General features: G+C 40.4%; 18 protein-coding genes and 1 pseudogene. 7 read left to right on the forward strand and 12 right to left on the reverse strand.

Going from position 1 to position 19,638, the window contains the following annotated elements; genetic code table 11:
- Positions 1-242 precede the first annotated feature (242 nt).
- A complete protein-coding gene (locus ACINWC141_RS04420) occupies positions 243-1,175 on the forward strand; it encodes a family 2A encapsulin nanocompartment shell protein (RefSeq protein ID WP_009388198.1) in 933 nt (310 codons plus the stop codon).
- Positions 1,150-3,111: a family 2A encapsulin nanocompartment cargo protein cysteine desulfurase gene (locus tag ACINWC141_RS04425; protein WP_009388320.1), complete on the forward strand. Its 1,962-nt coding sequence runs from the start codon at positions 1,150-1,152 to the stop codon at positions 3,109-3,111. The genes ACINWC141_RS04420 and ACINWC141_RS04425 overlap by 26 nt, the downstream gene beginning before the upstream one ends.
- 648 nt (positions 3,112-3,759) lie before the next feature.
- On the opposite strand, the gene ACINWC141_RS04430 is transcribed toward ACINWC141_RS04425, so the two are convergent.
- On the reverse strand, positions 3,760-4,398 hold the full coding sequence (locus ACINWC141_RS04430) for a LysE family translocator (protein WP_009388196.1): 639 nt from the start codon (positions 4,396-4,398) through the stop codon (positions 3,760-3,762).
- A gap of 91 nt (positions 4,399-4,489) precedes the next feature.
- Here ACINWC141_RS04430 and ACINWC141_RS04435 point away from each other — a divergent pair, with 91 nt between their 5' ends.
- Positions 4,490-5,425: a LysR family transcriptional regulator gene (locus ACINWC141_RS04435; protein WP_009388191.1), complete on the forward strand. Its 936-nt coding sequence runs from the start codon at positions 4,490-4,492 to the stop codon at positions 5,423-5,425.
- A 246-nt stretch (positions 5,426-5,671) separates the two neighbouring features.
- Here the strand turns inward: ACINWC141_RS04435 and ACINWC141_RS04440 are convergent, their stop codons facing one another.
- From ACINWC141_RS04440 to ACINWC141_RS04460, 5 genes are all read right to left on the reverse strand, one after another.
- Positions 5,672-6,538, reverse strand: a complete 867-nt coding sequence (locus ACINWC141_RS04440; RefSeq protein ID WP_000209985.1) for a cysteine ABC transporter substrate-binding protein — start codon at positions 6,536-6,538, stop codon at positions 5,672-5,674.
- A gap of 83 nt (positions 6,539-6,621) precedes the next feature.
- Positions 6,622-7,482: a transporter substrate-binding domain-containing protein gene (locus tag ACINWC141_RS04445; RefSeq protein WP_009388221.1), complete on the reverse strand. Its 861-nt coding sequence runs from the start codon at positions 7,480-7,482 to the stop codon at positions 6,622-6,624.
- Positions 7,483-7,512: 30 nt separating this feature from the next.
- Positions 7,513-8,244, reverse strand: a complete 732-nt coding sequence (locus ACINWC141_RS04450) for an amino acid ABC transporter ATP-binding protein (protein WP_001130360.1) — start codon at positions 8,242-8,244, stop codon at positions 7,513-7,515.
- 2 nt (positions 8,245-8,246) lie between these two features.
- Positions 8,247-8,912, reverse strand: coding sequence for an amino acid ABC transporter permease (locus ACINWC141_RS04455; RefSeq protein WP_000418072.1), 666 nt, complete (start codon positions 8,910-8,912; stop codon positions 8,247-8,249).
- A complete protein-coding gene (locus ACINWC141_RS04460; protein WP_002114214.1) occupies positions 8,902-9,561 on the reverse strand; it encodes an amino acid ABC transporter permease in 660 nt (219 codons plus the stop codon). Before ACINWC141_RS04460 ends, ACINWC141_RS04455 begins: the two co-directional genes overlap by 11 nt.
- 64 nt (positions 9,562-9,625) lie before the next feature.
- On the opposite strand from ACINWC141_RS04460, the gene ACINWC141_RS19340 reads away from it, so the two are divergent.
- A complete protein-coding gene (locus ACINWC141_RS19340) occupies positions 9,626-9,739 on the forward strand; it encodes a hypothetical protein (RefSeq protein WP_080645566.1) in 114 nt (37 codons plus the stop codon).
- A gap of 105 nt (positions 9,740-9,844) precedes the next feature.
- Here ACINWC141_RS19340 and ACINWC141_RS04465 read toward each other — a convergent pair whose 3' ends face one another.
- The 3 genes from ACINWC141_RS04465 to ACINWC141_RS04475 all read right to left on the reverse strand — a co-directional run bounded on the left by ACINWC141_RS04465 (position 9,845) and on the right by ACINWC141_RS04475 (position 14,693).
- Entirely contained in the window at positions 9,845-10,129 is a 285-nt protein-coding gene (locus tag ACINWC141_RS04465) for a GNAT family N-acetyltransferase (RefSeq protein WP_009388309.1), read from the reverse strand.
- A 143-nt stretch (positions 10,130-10,272) separates the two neighbouring features.
- Positions 10,273-11,232, reverse strand: a complete 960-nt coding sequence (locus ACINWC141_RS04470; protein WP_009388308.1) for a response regulator transcription factor — start codon at positions 11,230-11,232, stop codon at positions 10,273-10,275.
- Positions 11,229-14,693, reverse strand: a complete 3,465-nt coding sequence (locus ACINWC141_RS04475) for a hybrid sensor histidine kinase/response regulator (protein WP_034677631.1) — start codon at positions 14,691-14,693, stop codon at positions 11,229-11,231. Before ACINWC141_RS04475 ends, ACINWC141_RS04470 begins: the two co-directional genes overlap by 4 nt.
- Positions 14,694-14,888: 195 nt before the next feature.
- Between ACINWC141_RS04475 and ACINWC141_RS04480 the strand changes: the two genes are divergently transcribed.
- A complete protein-coding gene (locus ACINWC141_RS04480) occupies positions 14,889-16,505 on the forward strand; it encodes a purine-cytosine permease family protein (protein ID WP_009388208.1) in 1,617 nt (538 codons plus the stop codon).
- A 55-nt stretch (positions 16,506-16,560) separates the two neighbouring features.
- On the opposite strand, the gene ACINWC141_RS04485 is transcribed toward ACINWC141_RS04480, so the two are convergent.
- On the reverse strand, positions 16,561-17,016 hold the full coding sequence (locus tag ACINWC141_RS04485) for an Lrp/AsnC family transcriptional regulator (RefSeq protein WP_000376211.1): 456 nt from the start codon (positions 17,014-17,016) through the stop codon (positions 16,561-16,563).
- Positions 17,017-17,172: 156 nt separating this feature from the next.
- On the opposite strand from ACINWC141_RS04485, the gene ACINWC141_RS04490 reads away from it, so the two are divergent.
- A complete protein-coding gene (locus tag ACINWC141_RS04490) occupies positions 17,173-17,784 on the forward strand; it encodes a LysE family translocator (protein WP_009388290.1) in 612 nt (203 codons plus the stop codon).
- Between the two features lie 69 nt (positions 17,785-17,853).
- Here the strand turns inward: ACINWC141_RS04490 and ACINWC141_RS04495 are convergent, their stop codons facing one another.
- On the reverse strand, positions 17,854-18,465 hold the full coding sequence (locus tag ACINWC141_RS04495; RefSeq protein ID WP_009388319.1) for a LexA family protein: 612 nt from the start codon (positions 18,463-18,465) through the stop codon (positions 17,854-17,856).
- A gap of 287 nt (positions 18,466-18,752) precedes the next feature.
- Here ACINWC141_RS04495 and ACINWC141_RS04500 point away from each other — a divergent pair, with 287 nt between their 5' ends.
- The gene (locus ACINWC141_RS04500; protein ID WP_009388226.1) at positions 18,753-18,986 is read left to right on the forward strand and encodes a hypothetical protein; all 234 of its coding nucleotides are present in this window, start codon (positions 18,753-18,755) and stop codon (positions 18,984-18,986) included.
- A 59-nt stretch (positions 18,987-19,045) separates the two neighbouring features.
- Here ACINWC141_RS04500 and ACINWC141_RS04505 read toward each other — a convergent pair.
- A pseudogene (locus ACINWC141_RS04505) lies at positions 19,046-19,638 on the reverse strand (KGG domain-containing protein); the annotation flags it as partial.

The raw sequence follows: 19,638 nt of genomic DNA on the forward strand, positions 1-19,638 counted from the left end.
AACTATATATATTAAATAAATTAATAAGGAGATAAATAAATACTAAGAACTTAGCAAATTAATTAAATACTTATTTCTAATTTAAATATATTTTTATTTTAAAAATAGATTTCTTAATTAATAAGATTCTTATTTTAAAAATTTATAACGCTCTTTTATTTTAAAACCAGAACTAATTCTAGCTTACATAAATCCTAGAATTTTTATTTTCAAAAAGCCAATGTAATAAGGAAAAATGATTCATGGCGAAAAATACAGACAAAGCCCAACTTGCACTTGGGGATCACGCGGCTCGCCAACTGGCCAATGCAACCAAGACAGCTCCCCAACTTTCTACGATTACTCCCCGATGGCTGACTCATTTACTTCAATGGCTCCCTGTTGAAGCAGGTATTTATCGCCTAAACCGTGTAAATAATACCGATGATATTCAAGTCGCTTGTACACAACGTGATGAAGCAACTTTACCTCAGACTTTTGTTGATTATGACCCAGAGCCACGCGAATACTTTTTAAATGGTGTATCTACTGTTTTAGATATACATACACGTGTTGCCGACCTTTACAGCAGCCCCCATGACCAAATTAAAGAACAGCTTCGCTTAACCATTGAAACCATTAAAGAACGTCAAGAAAGTGAGCTTATCAATAACCCTGAATATGGTTTATTGGCAAGTGTGACAGATGACCAACGTATTTCGACCTTAAATGGCCCACCTACCCCAGATGACTTTGATGATTTGCTACGTAAAGTCTGGAAAGAACCGGGATTTTTCCTCGCGCACCCTGATGCAATTGCAGCATTTGGCCGTGAATGTACACGCCGTGGTGTGCCACCTCCAACGGTTAGCTTATTTGGTTCGCAATTCATTACATGGCGCGGTATTCCGCTCATTCCATCAAATAAAATTCCTGTAGAAGATGGCAAAACTAAAATCTTGCTGCTTCGTGTTGGTGAAAAGCGTCAAGGCATTGTTGGGTTGTTCCAACCAGGTCTTGCTGGTGAACAGTCACCGGGGCTTTCAGTACGTTTTATGGGAATCAACCGTAACGCGATTGCGTCGTATCTAATCTCGTTATATTGCTCACTTGCAGTACTCACTGATGATGCATTGGCAGTATTAGATGATGTGGAGGTGGACAAATATCATGACTACCCAGTTACCTACAAATAATCTGCAAGGTAGTCCAACAGGGCCTGAAGTGGTTGGTGTTAACCCACCAGCCAACTTCCCTGATGAGTCCACCATTGCTCGACTTGCTAATGAGTTTTTTTCAGCATTACCAAGCTCAAGCAGTTCATCTTCTCTATCGGGCCTTAACTTGGACTTACCTGTCGGAGCGCCACCGCACCCACCACAACCGGGTGAACCATTTTCTGCACTCAGTAGTCGTGCGCCCAATATCGCCTTTCAGAAAAGTCTCAATCCGGAATTTCCTGAGCATATTCCAAATTTGCCAGACTACCCTGAACGCCGAATTGTAGCGTCTGCGCCTTTGGTTGGTGGAGCTAATTTGCCACGCCCATCATTTGAGCCACATTTGCCACAAGCTGCTCATAGTGAACCCAATGTGCCGCGCATTGAACCAAACTTACCCACTGGTGCAGGTGAATCACCTTATTATTTTTTAAATGATTTTTCTGCTCCAAATGCAGCAGAGCCATCTGTTAAAGGTGTTGAAGACAATTATTCTGTTGCGCAGTCTTTTCAGTTACCACATGGTGACCAGCTGAAATCATTGCTGACGGAAGATCGTTTTGCAACAAACACGCCTCCCCAAAGTTCGGCAAGCTCTGCATTTTATTTTTTAGACTTGCCTCAAAGTGGACAAAGTTATAGTCACTATCAACCATCGCAACCCACTTTTGTAGCAAGCAGTGCTCAACCACTCGATGTACATGCTATACGTCGCGATTTTCCAATTTTACAGGAACGCGTCAATGGCCGCCCTCTAGTCTGGTTGGATAATGCTGCGACCACACAAAAACCACAGCGCGTGATTGATCGGATTGCTTATTTTTATCAGCATGAAAACTCAAATATTCACCGTGCTGCCCATGAGTTAGCGGCTCGTGCAACCGATGCCTATGAGCATGCAAGAAATGTAGTTGCCCGATTTATTGGTGCACCCTCTTCTAAAGAGATTATCTTTGTTCGAGGAACAACCGAAGCCATTAACTTGATTGCAAAAACATGGGGTGAGCAAAATATTGGTGAAGGTGATGAAATTATCGTTTCTCACTTAGAACACCATGCCAATATTGTGCCTTGGTATCAACTCACTAAAAAAACTGGAGCGAAATTACGAGTCATTCCTGTGGATGACACGGGTCAGATTATTTTAGAAGAGTTGCCAAAACTGATTAATGAGCGCACTAAACTGCTGTCGATTACTCAGGTTTCGAATGCTTTAGGCACAGTTACACCTGTTGCTGAAGTCATTAAAATTGCGCATGCCAAAGGTGTACGCGTTTTAGTTGACGGTGCTCAATCTGTTTCGCACATCCCTACCGATGTACAAGCCCTTGATGCAGACTTTTTTGTATTCTCTGGACATAAAGTGTTTGGGCCAACGGGCATTGGCGCAGTCTATGCAAAACCAGAATTGCTAGAAAGCATGCCGGTTTGGGAAGGCGGTGGTAACATGATTCAGGATGTTACCTTCGAACAAGTAGTTTACCAACCTGCACCAAACAAGTTTGAAGCTGGAACTGGAAATATTGCCGATGCTGTTGGTTTAGGTGCTGCGCTTGAATATGTCGAAAGTCTAGGTATTCATAACATTGCTCGCTATGAACATGATCTACTCGAATATGGTCAAAATGCGCTGAGTAGTGTGTCAGGTTTACGTCTGATCGGAACCGCACATCACAAAGCCAGTGTTATGTCCTTTACCTTACAAGGCTATTCAACTGAACAAGTGGGCAAAGCTTTAAATCAACATGGTATTGCCGTACGTTCTGGCCACCACTGTGCACAGCCAATTTTACGTCGTTTTGGTGTAGAACAGACCGTGCGTCCGTCTTTGGCTTTTTATAATACGACTGAAGAAATTGACTTATTAGTATCGGTGTTACATCAATTAACGCGTAATAGGCGTAGCAATTAAATCTATTTGTAGAAAAGACTGCTTTCGAGCGGTCTTTTTTATAATTAATTTGCCATCATTAAAATTCAATTTTTCAATGAGGAAACTATTAAAACTCAAATAGTCCTAGCACTACATTTACTCAAGCAAAAGTCGTCTGCAACCTGCGTAGCATCAAAAAGATTCTGTTTCTGTGAAATACTAGTTAAATGAAATAAGTCGACAGGTTTTGCAGATGACAATGCTTTTGCTCTTACGAAGCTTTAGACGCTTCTCAGAGCGAAACCAAAGTAAGTCCAGCCGAAGGCGACTGAAGGAATTAAAAATTTAAGCGATAATACTCTGTCGTGCTATGCAATAGTTCGCAGATGACTTTAGGTTGAGCTAAAAATTATTAGTGGTTATCACGGCGGAGTCTTGTTATTTGAAATTCGATTTCTAGGTTAGCCTTCGGCTCGAGCTAAGAGTCATCTACAGCCTGCCCATAATTTATAAAAATAATGTTTTCGCAACATTTCCTGATAGATGAAAACAGCGAACAGGTTCTGTAGATGACAAAGTTTTTTGGTTACTTTTTCCAAAAAAAGTAACAGAATTAGCTACTTTATTATGACGTATAAACGGTAAGACTCCGTCGCGACAGTCCATCCATTTATAAAGAAAACTAACTTAAACAAACAATCCCCAAATCAATCTCAATGCAATTCCAATTAATAACACTCCCATCACCCTCTCAAAATAAACCCCAAACTCCAAAAATCTTGTACGTACAATAGGCTGTGCAAACAGTACACTCACCACCATAAACCAGATGGCATTAACCATACACATCCATACTCCATAAAAAACCTGAACTTTCATTGGTGTGGTGGTACTTACAATCGTCGTAAAAATTGCCAGAAAAAAGATAGTAGCTTTGGGATTTAACGCATTGGTAAGAAAACCCATCGTAAAAGCTTTAAACAAACTTGGAGCATCACTATCAGTTTGGTTATTGATCTCAAGATTTGTATTCGGCTGGCTACGTAAACACTGCCATCCTAAATACACTAAGTAAGCTGCTCCCGCTGTTCTGATCAGTGACATGAGCCATTCACTTTGTTGAATCAAAAAGCCAATACCAACAAGTGTATAAAACACATGTACTGAAATTCCCACCCCAATACCAATTGCGGTTAGACATCCAATTAAGTAGCCATAACGTACACTTTGTCTGACCGTAATCACAAAATCTGGTCCCGGTAAAATCACCGCCATAAAGTGAATAAGAGCTAGCGTTAAAAACTCATGTCCATATAACTGCCACATAACAATTTATTTTCCTGAAAATCACCTAAAAGATTGTATTGCGATTTTTTAGACGCGATAATCCAATCAAAATCCAAATAACTTTTGCCTCATGAGCACAAATCAAAGTCTGGTTCTGTTAAATGAAATGGCGACTTTCGTTAAGGTGGTCGAGTCGGAAAGTTTTTCCGAAACTGCAAGGCAGCTTGGTACAACACCTTCTGCGGTAAGCCGCGCAATTGCTCGATTAGAACGTGCTTTAGGAACACGATTACTCTATCGCACAACACGAAAGCTTCGTTTAAGTGAAAGTGGACAACAGGTTTATCAACGTTGTGTAGATATGGTAAATGCGGCACAAGCAGTCATGGAAAGTTCAGGGCAATTTCATGTCGAGCCAGAAGGTATTATTCGTATGAGTGTTCCAAAAGCTGTGGGGCATTTTATGATTCACCCACATTTACCCGAGTTTTTAGAACGCTACCCGAAAATTGATATACAAATGCTTTTAGAAGATCGCTATGTAGATCTCATTGATGATGGAGTTGATCTAGCGCTTCGAATTACAGAGCAACCACCGGGTGGTCTGATGGGCCGAAAGCTCATTGATATTGATCACTTGGTTTGTGCTACACCTGAATATTTAGCAAAGCATGGCACACCAAGCCATCCTCATGATTTAAAGCAGCATGAATGTATTTACTTGGGCGAACAAGCCAGTGACTCAAAATGGAAATTTCAGCAAGGAAATAAATCGATAAGTGTGGCTGTGCGTGGCCGTTATGCAGCAAACCATACGGGTGTGCGTTTGAGTGCTGCATTACAGCATTTAGGTATTGCGAGCCTGCCATACTTCGTTGCACGCCATGCTCTACAACAAGGCACATTAGTTCAGGTTTTACCAGATTGGTATTTTAAAACCTATTATAGTGGTGGGTTGTGGTTACTTTACCCACCGACACGGCATGTCCCGCCTAAATTGAGTGTGTTGATTCAATATTTGGCAGATAAATTAGCAGCAGAGCCGACTTTATTTAAGTTAAAGTAATATAAAGTGAAAGGATTAGCATGATGGACTCCTACCTTTAAATTTAAAGCAATCAGCTAATTCTGTTACTTTTTTTGAAAAAAGTAACCAAAAAACTTTCTCATCTACAGAATCTGACCACTGTTTACATCTATAAAAAATATTGCAAAAAACATTATTTTTAAAAATTATGGGCAGGCTGTAGATGAATCCTAGCTTGAGCAAATTCTATTCTAGAGTTCTAATTATTAGAGGTTATTAGCACGGCTACTCAACCAATAGATCTTTTGGATTAATCGTATCGCCATACACTGGTTTTAACGTTTTTTCATAAGCCTGATGAATTACACCTTCTTTAGCCAGTTTCTCTAAATCTTGATTTAACCAGTCCAATAACTCTTTATCGCCTTTTTTCACTGCTGGTGCAATTAAGTCCTGCTCACCTAAATTGGTAATGCCAACAGTGTAATTTGGATTTTCTTTAGCCCAAGCTAAAACCAGCAAGTTATCATGTGCAAGCGCAGCACCACGACCATCTTTTAAAGCATCGAAAGTTTCTGTGTTTTGCTCATACTTTTGTAGCTTAATTTCAGGGTGAGTCTTGGTGAAGAATGAATCAGCCGTTGTACCTTTGTTTACCAATAAAGTTTTATCTTTAAGTTGAGCCACATCAGTAATCGGATGACTTTTAGGAGAAACCACACCTAGTGCCACTTTTAAATAAGGTTTAGCAAAATCGACCACTTCTTTGCGTTCTGGTGTAACGGTAAAGTTGGCAAAAATAATATCCACTTTATTGGCTTTTAAGTATTCGACACGGTTAGCCGCTTCAGTTAAAACAAACTCAACTTTGTTTTCATCACCGAGCAAATCTTTAGCAACATGCTTAGCAATCTCTACATCAAAGCCTTGGTTTTTACCTTGAGCATCTAAATATCCAAACGGCGGTTTATCACTAAATACGCCAATTCGTACCACACCATTCTTTTTAATCTGCTCGATACTCGACACAGTTTGTGTGGTATCGGCCGTTTTTTCAGTAGACTGAGTTCCTTTGTCACATGCAACCAAACCTAAACTCAGTAAAGACGCAGCTAAAATATGCTTCACGTTTTGAAATGTTAATGTTGTCATTATTTCACCCTATCGTTCTTGTAAAAGTCTTATTTAAAAATAGCAGCGCCTACTTCTAGACACTGCCTCAGCGATATCGAAAATTATTGGCCTACATCTAAAAACACATTCGGATTGACCGAGTCACCATAAATTGGCTTCAAGGTTTCATCATAAATTTTATTAATTTCACCACTTGTTCTGAGTTGCTTGATTTCAGTATTGAGCCAATTCAATAGTTGGGTATTGCCCTTTTTAACTGCCGGTGCAATAAATTCTTGATCACCAATGGACTGAATACCTGCCACATAACTTGGGTTCTTCGCGGCCCATGCCAAAGCATAGGTACTATCTTGTGAAATCGCGTCACCACGACCGTCGGTTAAGGCTTTAAAAGCATCCGAATTTCTTTCGAACTTGAGTAAATTCACTTTTGGATAATGCTTAGTAAAGTACGTATCTGAACTTGTGCCTTTGTTTACAATTAAGGTTTTACCTTCTAATTGGGCAATGTCAGTAATCGGCTTGGCTTTAGGCGAGACTATACCAAAAGCACCTTTTAAATAAGGCTCGGCAAAATCGACAACTTCCTTACGTTCTGGCGTTACCGTAAATGTCGCGAACACTACATCGGCACGGTTTGATTTTAAAAACTCCACCCGATTTGAAGCTTCAGTCACAATAAACTCAACTTTCTTTTCATCACCGAGCAAGTCTTTAGTCACCCGTTTTGCTAAAGCCACATCAAAGCCCTGATTATTTCCAGCACTGTCTACATAACCAAACGGCGGATCATCAGCAAAAACGGCAACTCGTAGTACCCCATTTTTTTTGACTTGCTCTAAAGAATGGTCTTCTTGACTATTACTTGCCTGTTCAGTTGATGGCGTTTTACTACATGCAGTTAACAACACCCCAGCAACCGCAAGACTGCTTAATATTTTTATTGAATTACGTTTAAACATTCACTTCCTCATGATTCAAATAATAAAAAATTAATACGACAAAATATTTAGAAAGGCTTTCGCTCGTTCTGTTTTTGGCTGTTCAAAAAATTCTTCTGGTGAAGCCTGTTCTATAATCTTGCCCTTATCCATAAAAATAATGCGGTCGGCAACCTTGCGTGCAAAGGACATCTCATGTGTCACAATCAACATGGTCATGCCTTCATTCGCCAATTTAAGGACTACATCAAGTACTTCTCTGACCATTTCCGGATCAAGCGCAGCTGTAATTTCATCAAGTAAAATGACTTTAGGTTGCATGACCAGTGAACGCACAATAGCGATACGCTGCTTTTGTCCACCTGAAAGTTGTCGTGGATAATCAAGTTTTCGCTCAAACAGTCCCACTCGCTTTAACAACTCATCTGCGACTTGTTCAGCTTCATCACGGTGACGTTTTTGTACTTTAAGTGGCCCAAGCAAAATGTTGTCAATGACGTTCATATGCCCAAATAACTCGTAGTTCTGAAAAACCATGCCAATTTTTTGACGAGCATTAGTCCAATCCACATCTTTACCGAGTACACCTGAGCCAGTTAAACGAATTTCGCCACCCTGAATCGGTTCTAAGCCGTTAATACAGCGCAATAAGGTACTTTTACCGCAGCCCGATGGACCTAAAATAACAACTACCTCTCCTTGTTCTACATCCAGATCAATGCCCTGTAAAATATGACTTTGTGCAAATGATTTCTGTAATTGTTGTATCGATAACAAAGGCATAATTACTCCCAGACCTTTTCTAAATGTGCCGCCAAACGAGATAAGGGATAGCAAATCAGAAAATACAAAATAAAAATAAAGCCATAAATCCAAAGAGAAGCGCTCGGCACGGTCAACAGCGAATTTTCAATAATTTGCTGACCAACTTTAATGACCTCAACCACACCAATCAGGACTGCCAAAGAGCTGGTTTTCACCATTCGGGTAAATAAGTTAATCGCGCCTGGTGTTACTCGTTTTAGACTTTGCGGAAAAATGACATAGATCAAAGCTTGAACGTGGGTAAGTCCGAGCGCATAGGCTGAATCGCGTTGATGTTGATCAATTGAAGTAATGGCTGCACGAACCAAATCGCCCATTTCAGCGGTGCCCCACAAAACAAATACAACAACGCATACCCACATTGCTGAAAACTGCCAGTTAAACCATGTCGCGAAACCGAAATAAAACACGAACAGCAAAACTAAAATTGGAATGATTCGAATGGCTTCTAAATACAGACGGCACAGCGATTTAACGACTATGTTTTTAGAAGTCATAATGACGCCGAAAACTGTGCCAAAAATTGCAGAGAAAAACACTGAAATAAATGCAATTTTTGCAGTTGCCCAAAGTCCCCACATTAAACGTTCGAGGTGACTCGCTTGAAATAGATAATCAAGTTCCATGGCTCACCTTCCGACTTCTGTGCTCCAGATAACTAGTTAAAATAGACACGGGCAATAAAATAATGAGATAAGCCATGATGAGTAAGAACAAAGCTTCGGTGGTTTTATAGTCCATGCCAATTAAGTCTTTGGTGACAAAAAGCAGTTCAACGACAGCAATTGCACTGACCACAGAACTTTCTTTAATCAGAAATAGGCAATTTGCCCCTATTGCCGGAATTGAAATGGCAAGCGCTTGAGGGAAAATGACATATCTAAAAATTTGAATCGGTTGTAGACCAATACTTTTTGCAGAATCTATCTGCCCTTTTGCAACAGACTGCAAACCTGCTCGGAAAGCTTCAGCCATATAGCTTCCGCCTAAGAAAGTCAGTCCGATCACACCACAAGCAAAACCATCGATTTTGATACCGAGCTTTGGCAAACCGTAATACAAAAAGAACAGTTGAATTAATAAGGGGGTATTTCGAGATAACTCAATATAGAACTGGGCAATTCTATTTAGCACCCGCACGCGATATGTAATTAAAATGCTGCAAATTAGACCTACAATAATTGCCAAAATAATGCTGATAATTGAAATCTTCAGCGTGGTCAAAGTTGCAGAGAAAAATTGCGGCAACACACTATGGATATACTGCCAGTTCAAGGAAAATTCCAAAAAATAATATTAAAACGTTATAAATATTTAGCTTTCGTCAGCCATTAAATATTTGTGCAACGAGTTTATTTTTTTCCCAATTGGTCTAAAACTATTTTTATTAGATAAGCTTTTCTATAAGTTTGATAAATTCGATCTGGCAATTGAAAGCCTTCAAATCAGTTGAATACAACCGCTCAAAACATATTCAATAAAACAAAGATGAATAATAAAACCAATAAAAAATCGGACACCAACGCCCGATTTCTATTCAATAATTTTAATCTATTGCTTATTTTCTAAGTACATCGCCAATGCTTGGGTCTTTATCAAAAACCGATTTAGCATATGGGCAAAGCGGAATTACTTTCACTTCTTTTTCACGAACAAAGGCCACCAAAGCATCAAGTAATTGGCGACCTACGCCTTGTCCGCGATAATTTTCATTCACATCTGTGGCATCAATAATCAGCATGCCTTCGCCTGCCCATGTATAAGTCATTTCACCTGCAACTGTTTCACCATCAAGTAAGCTAAAGCTGCCGTGTTTTGCATCATCTTTTTGTTGAATATTCACAATGAATTCCTCGTATTACGACTCATATTTATTTAGAAATGACTTTGTATAATCTTTATCTATAAGAACAAATTTAACTGTAAAAAAATAGCCTATTTTTAGCAGCGAGTCTGTATGCTTTTTAAATACAATCTTCAATTAACTCAATGAAACTCTTGCACCAAACTATTAATATGCGCCACCGCAGCAGTTCGGTTTTCAACACAAAGTTTTTCAAAAACATGCTCTAAATGTTTATTCACCGTCCGTGGGCTAAGTTCCAATATTTCTGCAATATCTTTATTGGTTTTGCCCAACAACAACCAGTGCATGACTTCTGCCTCACGTTGAGTCAACTGTGGGCAATATTTCAAAATATCAGCCATTTCCAAAGCTGGCGTAGATGTCTTGATCTGGATAAGATAATTTTTTGCTACGCTCGTTTCAGATTGCCACGGCGTAAGCAATAAAAGCTGTAATTGCTGAGATGGTATTGAATAAGAACAGCTGGTTAGTTTTTTAGGATCTTTTTCATGTTCCAAATCTGAAAACCAAGCTTTTAACCCTGCCTCAAAACCGTCTAATTCGGGTAAATATTGATTCAGTAAATCACTGGCTTTTTGAGTTTTCCAAACAATTTTACCGTGAACATCTAGCGCAAGAATGGCTGTTTCCGTTGCATCAATCACCTGTTTTTGTTGTTGCAATAGTTGGGCATGTGCCAAATGTGTTTTTACTCTTGCTAATACTTCTTCAATATTCAAAGGTTTGGTCACATAGTCTACTCCACCGACCTGAAAACCACGCACAATATGTTCTGTTTCCGACAAACCTGTCATAAAAATGACGGGAATAAACTGCGTAATTGGGCTCGCTTTAAGCTGTATACAACTTTCAAAACCATCCATATGTGGCATATTCCCATCAAGCAAAATCATATCTGGTAAGCATCGGTGTGCAATTTCAATTGCACTCAATCCATCGGTTGTGACAAGCACGCGATAACCTGCCTGATCCAGACTTTCATGTAGCAAGCCCAGATTTTCCGGCACATCATCCACAATCAGAATAACAGCCTGCTCGTTTGGCGAAGCTTGCTGAAAAGAAACATGTTGCGTACTCATTGCTTATCCTGAATTAATCGTTGCGCGTGTTTTAAATCAAACTTTTGGATAGCCTGTTCAAGCTGTTCCCATAACTCGTTATGCTCTGGAAAATTTTGACGGCATTGCGTTAAAGTCTGTTGAATTCCACGGATATAACCTTGTCCAATTAAATCATTTAATTGCTGCAAGCTTTGCGGTAAATCGAGCAGATCATTATTTTCGGGTTGTTGGATTAGTGTATGAACATTGGTTTGCTCTTGTTTATATATCTTTAGATCCAGTGTTTGAACTTCATTATTTTCAATGGATGTCTCTGATTTGGAATCAATCCATATCAGACCTAATTTGTCCCCAATTTTACTCAGCAACAAATTAAGATCGATTGGTTTTAGCATAAAGTCTTCACTTAAGATGGCATCTTGTGGATTGACTTCGCGCTCGCCCGCATTGGCGGAAATAATTAAAATCGGCACATTAGTAATATTATTCTGACGCAATAATCGCGCAGTTTCCCAACCGCCCATCAAAGGCATATTTAAATCCATCAAAATCAGGTTAGGCCGAAAAATAGGTACACGTCTTAAACAGTCAATGCCCGACTCGGCTTCTTCAATAATAAATCCTAAAGGTTTTAGAAAATTAGCGACTAAACCTCGGTCCACCGCTTCATTATCAACAACCAAAATTCGTTTTCGCTCGCCTTGATAGCCCATAATTTGATTGGAGTAAACATTAGAAATTGGATGAACCACTTCTTTTGAAGGTAAGTAAAACTTAATCTTAAACTGTGAACCCTGATTGAGTTGACTAGTCACAGATAGCTGGCCACCGAGTAAATCGACTAATAATTTTACAATTGGTAGTCCGAGTCCTGTTCCGGTAAATCCGCCTTGAACCACATTACTGCCCCGTTCAAACGGGTTAAAGATTCGCTCTAAATCGGCCTCGGCAATACCACAGCCCGTATCTCTAATTTCAAAATAAGCCGTCTGAAAACGGTACTCGACTTTTAAAGTAATTGTGCCGCTCGTCGTAAACTTTAAAGCATTACCCAGTAAATTGATGAGTACTTGCTCTAAGCGTTTTTTATCAGTACGGACATAGTGCGGTAGGTTTTCTCCAATTTCATAAATAAACTGTAAATTCTTCTGTTCAAACTGAGGCTGAAACATTTGAATAATCTGTTCTATGAAATTTGGGAAATGCACATCCACTACATTTAAAGAAATCTTGCCTGTTTCAATTCGTGCTAAATCTAGTAGACCGTCAATCAGTGAAGTTAAATGCTGTCCACTACGGCTAATCACACCGAGCGCCATTTTGCCTTGTTCTGAAAGCTGCTCTTGTTTTTGAAGCAATTGGCTATAGCCCAAAATACTATTTAGAGGGGTTCGTAGTTCATGGCTAATGCCAATGACATAACGACTTTTTGCATCATTTGCCCGTTCTGCTGAAATTCTGGCATCTTGCAGGTCTTTTGAAGTGACTTCATGAGCCGCAATTTCATCAATCAATAATGCCGTTTGTTGGTGTGTTTCAATTTCAGCATTACGACGACTTTCATCGTTTAAAACGAGCCACCATGCTGCAACGCTCATCAATAAAAATAAAATGGTGTAAATTTTGACAAACAGCGTAAATAGCTGAGGAACGGCTGCCGCATTCACTGTTTCTAAATAGGTTTTTTCTTGGATATAAACCAGACTTAAACTCACTGCCAAAACAATCGACAGCCCTAAAGTCAGCAATAAATACAAACTGACCCTGCTATTTAAACGGCTGGCCCAACGTTCTGGTAAATAGTGCCAGATGGCTTTTTTAAGTTGTACCGACCAACGTGCATCGGGCTTACATAAATCGTGACAGCGTGCTTCGAGTGAACAGCAAAGGGAGCAAATCGTACCGCTATAGGCTGGGCAGCCCGCCATATCAGCGAGTTCATAGTCCCGTTCACACACCACACAATTTGCCACTGAAGTCGCGTCAATTTTTTCAGGTTGGCGTGCAATGTAATATTTGCCTTTGGTTAAGTAAGCAATAACAGGCACACATAACACCGCACTTCCTAGAGCAATAAAACTCGCCAATCCTTTTGCCATGAGTCCGAAAAAGCCCAAATAACTCAGCATCGATAACACTGAGGCAATCAGTAATGCGCCCACACCTACGGGGTTAATGTCATATAAATAAGCACGTCGAAATTCAATTCCTTTCGGGCTTAAACCTAAAGGCTTACAGATAATTAAATCGGCAACAACGGCACCAATCCATGCCAAAGCGATATTGCTATATAGCCCCAAAATGCGTTCAACCGCATGGCTAATCCCCATTTCCATCAAAACAATGGCAATAAAAATATTAAAAAGTAGCCAAACAATTCGCCCCGGATGGCTATGCGTCAGACGGGCAAAAAAGTTGGACCATGCCAATGAGCCAGCGTAGGCGTTGGTCATATTAATTTTAATTTGTGCCAAGCAAACCAGTGCTAGAGTCAATATTAACGCTAGCTGAGGATTTGGAATAAACTGTTGATAGGCGACCCAATACAAATATGTCGGATTGTCTAGTTCAGAGACAGGAATAAACAGCTGAAAAGCCAATACCATCAGCAGCATGCCCATCAAAACTTTTAGAAAACCAAAAATAATCCAAGATGGACCACCTAAGAAAACAGCAAAACGCCATGCAGTTCTATTCTTTTCTTGTTGGGGTAAAAAACGTAAATAGTCGGCTTGCTCCCCAATTTGGATCACAAATGAAAAAATAAGAGTGCACGCCGCACCAAAGTAATACAGATTAAAATCGGTCGAGTTTGAAACCGCACCAACAAAATGCAGACTACTACTTAAAATTTGTGGCTGTTTCCAAAGTACAAAAAACCACGGCAATAATAGTAATAAGAGCCAGATTGGCTGCGTGATTGCCTGAACTTTGTTAATAAAACCAATGCCTTTGACCACTAAAGGCAAAATCACTAATGCCGAAATTAAGTAACCAACAACTTGTGGAATGCCTAAAGCTAGCTCAAGTGCCATTGCCATAATGGCAGCTTCAAACGCAAGTAAAATAAAGGTAAAGCTGGCATAAATTAGAGATGTAATGGTCGAGCCAATGTAGCCAAAACCTGCACCACGAGTAAGCAAATCGACGTCTACATTATATTTTGCGGCGTAATAACTAATCGGCCAACTGGTTAAAAATATGATGGTACATACGACAATTGCTGCCCATACTGCATTGCTAAAGCCATACTGCCAAAGCATGGTCGCCCCAATGGCTTCCATCGCCAGAAAACTAACGGTCGAAATTGCGGTATTGGTCACGGTCCAAGGTGACCATTTTCTTACTGAGGTAGGTGCATAGCGGAGCGCATAATCTTCGATACTTTCATCTGCCACCCAAATATTATATTCACGGCGTGTTTTGATCACACGTTGTGGCGCTTGTTGGGGGCGTGAAGAATCTGGCATAACACTCATGTTTTGGATGGGGCTATATTAAACCCAGCAATCCTTATGCCAAAAGTCATTTATCATGGCGATTTTCTCAAATACGCGCATATACGCAAAATAACGTATTTTCAATTTTTCCCAAAAATCACACACTCAAAACCATCAAAAAACAATGATCAATATTTGTGTTGATTGACCGAAAATGATTGGGAGATTGATGTTATGAGTGTATCTGAACATCCAAATCTGGACACTGTGCAAGGTACAGATTCACAAAAAGCAGTGAATGAAACCTTAGAAGATTATACTTTACGTTATGCTCCACACAGCTTTCGGCGCTGGAGTCCCAAAGTTGTCGCTATTACTGCACTTGGTGGTATTGCCTATCTTGCTGACTTTTCTATTGGCGCCAGTATTGGTATGTCTTACGGAACAACCAATGCTGTTTTCTCCATTTTATTTGCAGCGATTATTATCTTCTTAACCGGTATTCCTTTAGCCTACTACGCAGCGCGCTATAATATCGACCTTGACTTGATTACCCGCGGTGCAGGTTTTGGTTATATCGGCTCAGTTCTTACTAGTATCATTTTCGCCAGTTTCACCTTTATTTTCTTTGCCCTTGAAGGTTCAATCATGGCGCAAGGGTTATTGCTCGGTTTAGGCATTCCGCTTTGGGCAGGTTACCTCATCTCAACCGTTATGGTAATACCACTCGTCATTTACGGCATGAAAGCTTTAAGTAAATTACAAGTTTGGACTACTCCACTTTGGCTCATTCTGATGATTGGTCCTGTGGCCTACCTGATTTATCAAGAACCAACCTTAGTTAGCCAATTTGCAACTTTCACAGGTAACGAAGGTTTTGCAACTGTAGACATGGCCGCAATCATGTTAGGTGCTGGTATTTGTTTATCTTTGATTATGCAAATTGGTGAGCAAATTGATTACTTGCGCTTTATGCCTGCAAAAACAAAAGAAAATAGCAAAGCATGGTGGGCTGCGGTTATTTCAGCGGGTCCGGGTTGGGTGATTTTAGGCGCAATCAAACAAATTATCGGGGCATTTTTAGGGTTCTATTTACTGACTAAAATACCGGGTGTAAACAGCACTGAACCTGTTCAACAGTTTAACGCAGCATTTCATGACATGCTTCCGGGCTGGGCGGCTTTAACACTTGCAGTGATTTTGGTGGTCATTTCTCAAATTAAAATTAATGTGACCAATGCTTACTCTGGTTCCCTTGCATGGACAAGTGCCTACACTCGTATTAGCAAACATTATCCGGGCCGTATTGTCTTTGTGATGGTGAACTTGGCAATTGCACTTGCTTTGATGGAAGGCAACATGTTTGCGGTACTGGGTAAAATCTTAGGGTTCTATTCAAACTTCGCGATCGCGTGGGTTGTGGTTGTTGCAACAGACATTTCAATCAATAAATATGTTTTAAAACTTTCACCGAAAGAACCGGAATATCGCCGTGACATGCTATACAACGTAAACCCTGTCGGTATGGTGGCATTCCTTGTATCAGCAGGCGTATCGATTGCCGCATTCTTCGGCTTACTTGGTAGTTTCTTGGCGCCGTACTCACCACTTATCGCGCTTATACTTGCCTTTGTATTAACACCAATTATGGGCTTATTAACCAAAGGAAAATACTACATCAAGTCACACGATGACGGTATTAAAGAGCCACGTTACGATGCTGAAGGTACACCTGTTGCCACCGTCTACCACTGCCGCGTATGTGAAGAAGGTTACGAGCGCCCCGATATTATGTTCTCTCACAAACATAACGGCACTATCTGCTCTTTATGTAAAACACTAGATGTCTAAACGCATACAAATAAAAAAGAAGCTATCAAGCTTCTTTTTTTTCATCTGCTTATTCTTAGCCAATCGGGAATAATCGTTCAGGCACTACATCTTTCATGACAATGGTTGAGATGAGTCGTTGCACACTTGGAATAGCAGATAACTTTTCATCATACAACCGTTGAAAAGCTGGCAAATCTTTAGCGACCACATGTAGCAAATAGTCAGGCTCACCAAATAAGCGCTGCGCCTGAATAATTTGCGGGATGTCTATCACGGCATTTTCAAACTTCTCGACTGCCTGTTTATCACCTTCTTTAAGCGTAATAAAAACAATCGCTGAAAATTCAAATCCCACTAAGTTTGGGTCGAGTTCTGCCCGATAACCTTTAATGGCTCCCGACTCTTCTAAAGCTTTCACTCGCCTGTGACAAGGTGAAATGCTCAAACCGACTTTTTCTGCCAATTCAGTAATAGATAATCGGCCATTTAATTGCAATTCAGCAAGAATCTTTTTATCTGTGCGATCCATTTAGAAAAATTTACCCCAAATAAGTGTGATATGAGCAAACATTTAAAAGCACATTCTAAATACATGAGCATATTATTTTCAACAAGCTCGCATAAATAGGGATTTTTTCTAAACCACGAGCGAAACCTTTGGAAAATAGTTTGCCGAGATAAGCTTATGGCTTTTAACATTTTTATTGCATTTTGGAGTGTCTCCATTCTTTTTATTATTACACCAGGGGCAGACTGGGCCTATGCCATTTCGGCAGGAATTAAGGGCAAAGTCGTCGTACCGGCTGTTGCAGGTATGCTATTTGGGCACTTTATTACGATTTTATTGGTAGCGGCTGGTGTGGGTCTGCTTGTAGCAAATAATCCAACTGCACTCATGATCCTAACCATTGCAGGTTCTGCTTATTTATTATGGATGGGAATAAACTTATTACTTACCCCTCCTACTCCGAACGAGTCTGGTTCTGAAAAAGCTCAGTCATGGTTGAGCTGGGCAACCAAAGGTGTATATGTAAGTGGGTTAAACCCAAAAGTTTTTTTACTCTTTTTAGCCCTGCTTCCTCAATTTATTGACACTACTGCTTCATGGTCAGTGACGACACAAATTCTTGCCTTTGGTGTTGTTCACATGATTAGCTGCGCGATTATTTATTTAATGGTGGGTTATGGTTCAGAAGCTATTTTAAAAACCAGACCACAAGCAGCACAGTTAGTTGGCCGTTTTTCAGGTGGTTTAATGGTTGTCATCGCTACATGTTTATTGATTGGGCAAATTTAAAAGTTACTCAGCCAAAAGTTACTGGCCGCCAGTTATGGTCAGTAACTTGATTAATAAATACGAAAAAATTTATCTCATCCGTTTCAGGTTATAAGTTACGACTCCCCAAATAACCAGTTCTTGACCGTCTTCAATGTAAATATTTTGATAATCAGGATTTTCTGCCTTTAGCCAAACTTTAGGCGGCTGAAATTGGGTATCAATCATTAAGCGCTTAACAGTGAAATCATTATCGATAAGTGCGATTACAATATCTCCCGATTTAGCGGGAATACTACGGTCCACAATAAGGGGATCATTAATATCAATTCCAGCATCTAGCATGGATAAAGAATTGGCTTTAACAATGAAAGTAGCATTTTCATTTCTAATTAAATATTCATTTAAATCGAGCGCTTGTTCAATATCATCCTGCGCTGGCGAAGGAAAACCAGCAGCAACACGTTCAGTTGCCAAAGGAATATGGTAAATTTTATCGTTATTCGGATGGACCTGTTGAACATTAAGTTTTGAGTTGAAATCGGTCAAGTTATTGGTTTTGACATTATTTAGTAACCAATTTTTGATAAAGTTAACTTGAGACTCGGGAACACGAATCACTTTTGTGGGTTCATTGAACTGTGCTTTACGTCCGGCATTTTCTCGTACACCGCCATGCTCGAACTCTTTTTTCTTTGGCATATTGCCTCCCTTTTCACTGTTCAAATCCTACCCAGACAATGTAACTTGAAAAAGTTACATTTTCAAGTTGACGAAATATTTTTTTTGCATAACAATAAATCCCATGATCAGATTTTAATCCATTTTGCTTTTAACAGGGATGTTTAAACTAAAATGGTAATTTGAAGAAATCAGAACCTGATTAGAAATAATCTTTATGACTGACGGTTTTTTGATTTTTATCAAATGAGATTCTGAACACTTAACATTCTGGTTAAATTCAGTTTTTTGGTATGGAGACATGCGAAATGAAAAATCAACGTGATGCGGTTTTAGGCTATGCAAATGAGCAACATGCCTACTATATTCGCCTGATTGAAAATGATGCGGTTTTGGGTGAAAGCTACGGATTATTCTGTGAAAATCCAGAGAGTGAAGCAGCAGAAAGTATTATGACGACGTTATTCTTAAAAAAATCTTTTTGGTTAAACGGTTCTGAGTACATTGATATTGTAAAAGGGCTACAACTGCTCCCACAGTGAATTAAATAAATGAAAAAACAAAGGAGGCAAAAGCCTCCTTCGTTTTTAAAACAGTATGCTTAAGACGTAAAACGTCCAGAGGCATCACGTTTTTGATTGCGAGAGTTTTGTCCACGACCATCATAATCGTCATCATCACGGCTACGACCTCGGCCACGGCCACCTGAACGGCTACCGCGATCGTCATCATCGTCGTCATCACGGCTGCGACCTCGGCCTCGACCACCTGAGCGGCTACCGAGATCATCATCATCGTCGTCATCACGGCTACGACCTCGGCCTCGACCACCTGAACGGCTACCGCGATCGTCATCATCGTCGTCATCACGGCTGCGACCTCGGCCTCGACCACCTGAGCGGCTACCGCGATCGTCATCTTCATCGTCATCACGGCTGCGGCCACGGCCTCGTCCGCTAGAGCGACTACCGCGATCGTCATCATCATCGTCATCACGGCTACGACCGCGACCTCGGCCGCCTGAACGGCTACCACGATCGTCATCATCGTCGTCATCACGGCTGCGACCTCGGCCTCGTCCGCTAGAGCGGCTACCACGATCGTCATCATCGTCGTCATCACGGCTACGACCTCGGCCTCGACCACCTGAGCGGCTACCGCGATCATCATCGTCATCGTCGTCATCACGGCTGC

It is taken from the genome of Acinetobacter sp. WC-141 (assembly GCF_000313935.1).
GTDB lineage: Bacteria > Pseudomonadota > Gammaproteobacteria > Pseudomonadales > Moraxellaceae > Acinetobacter.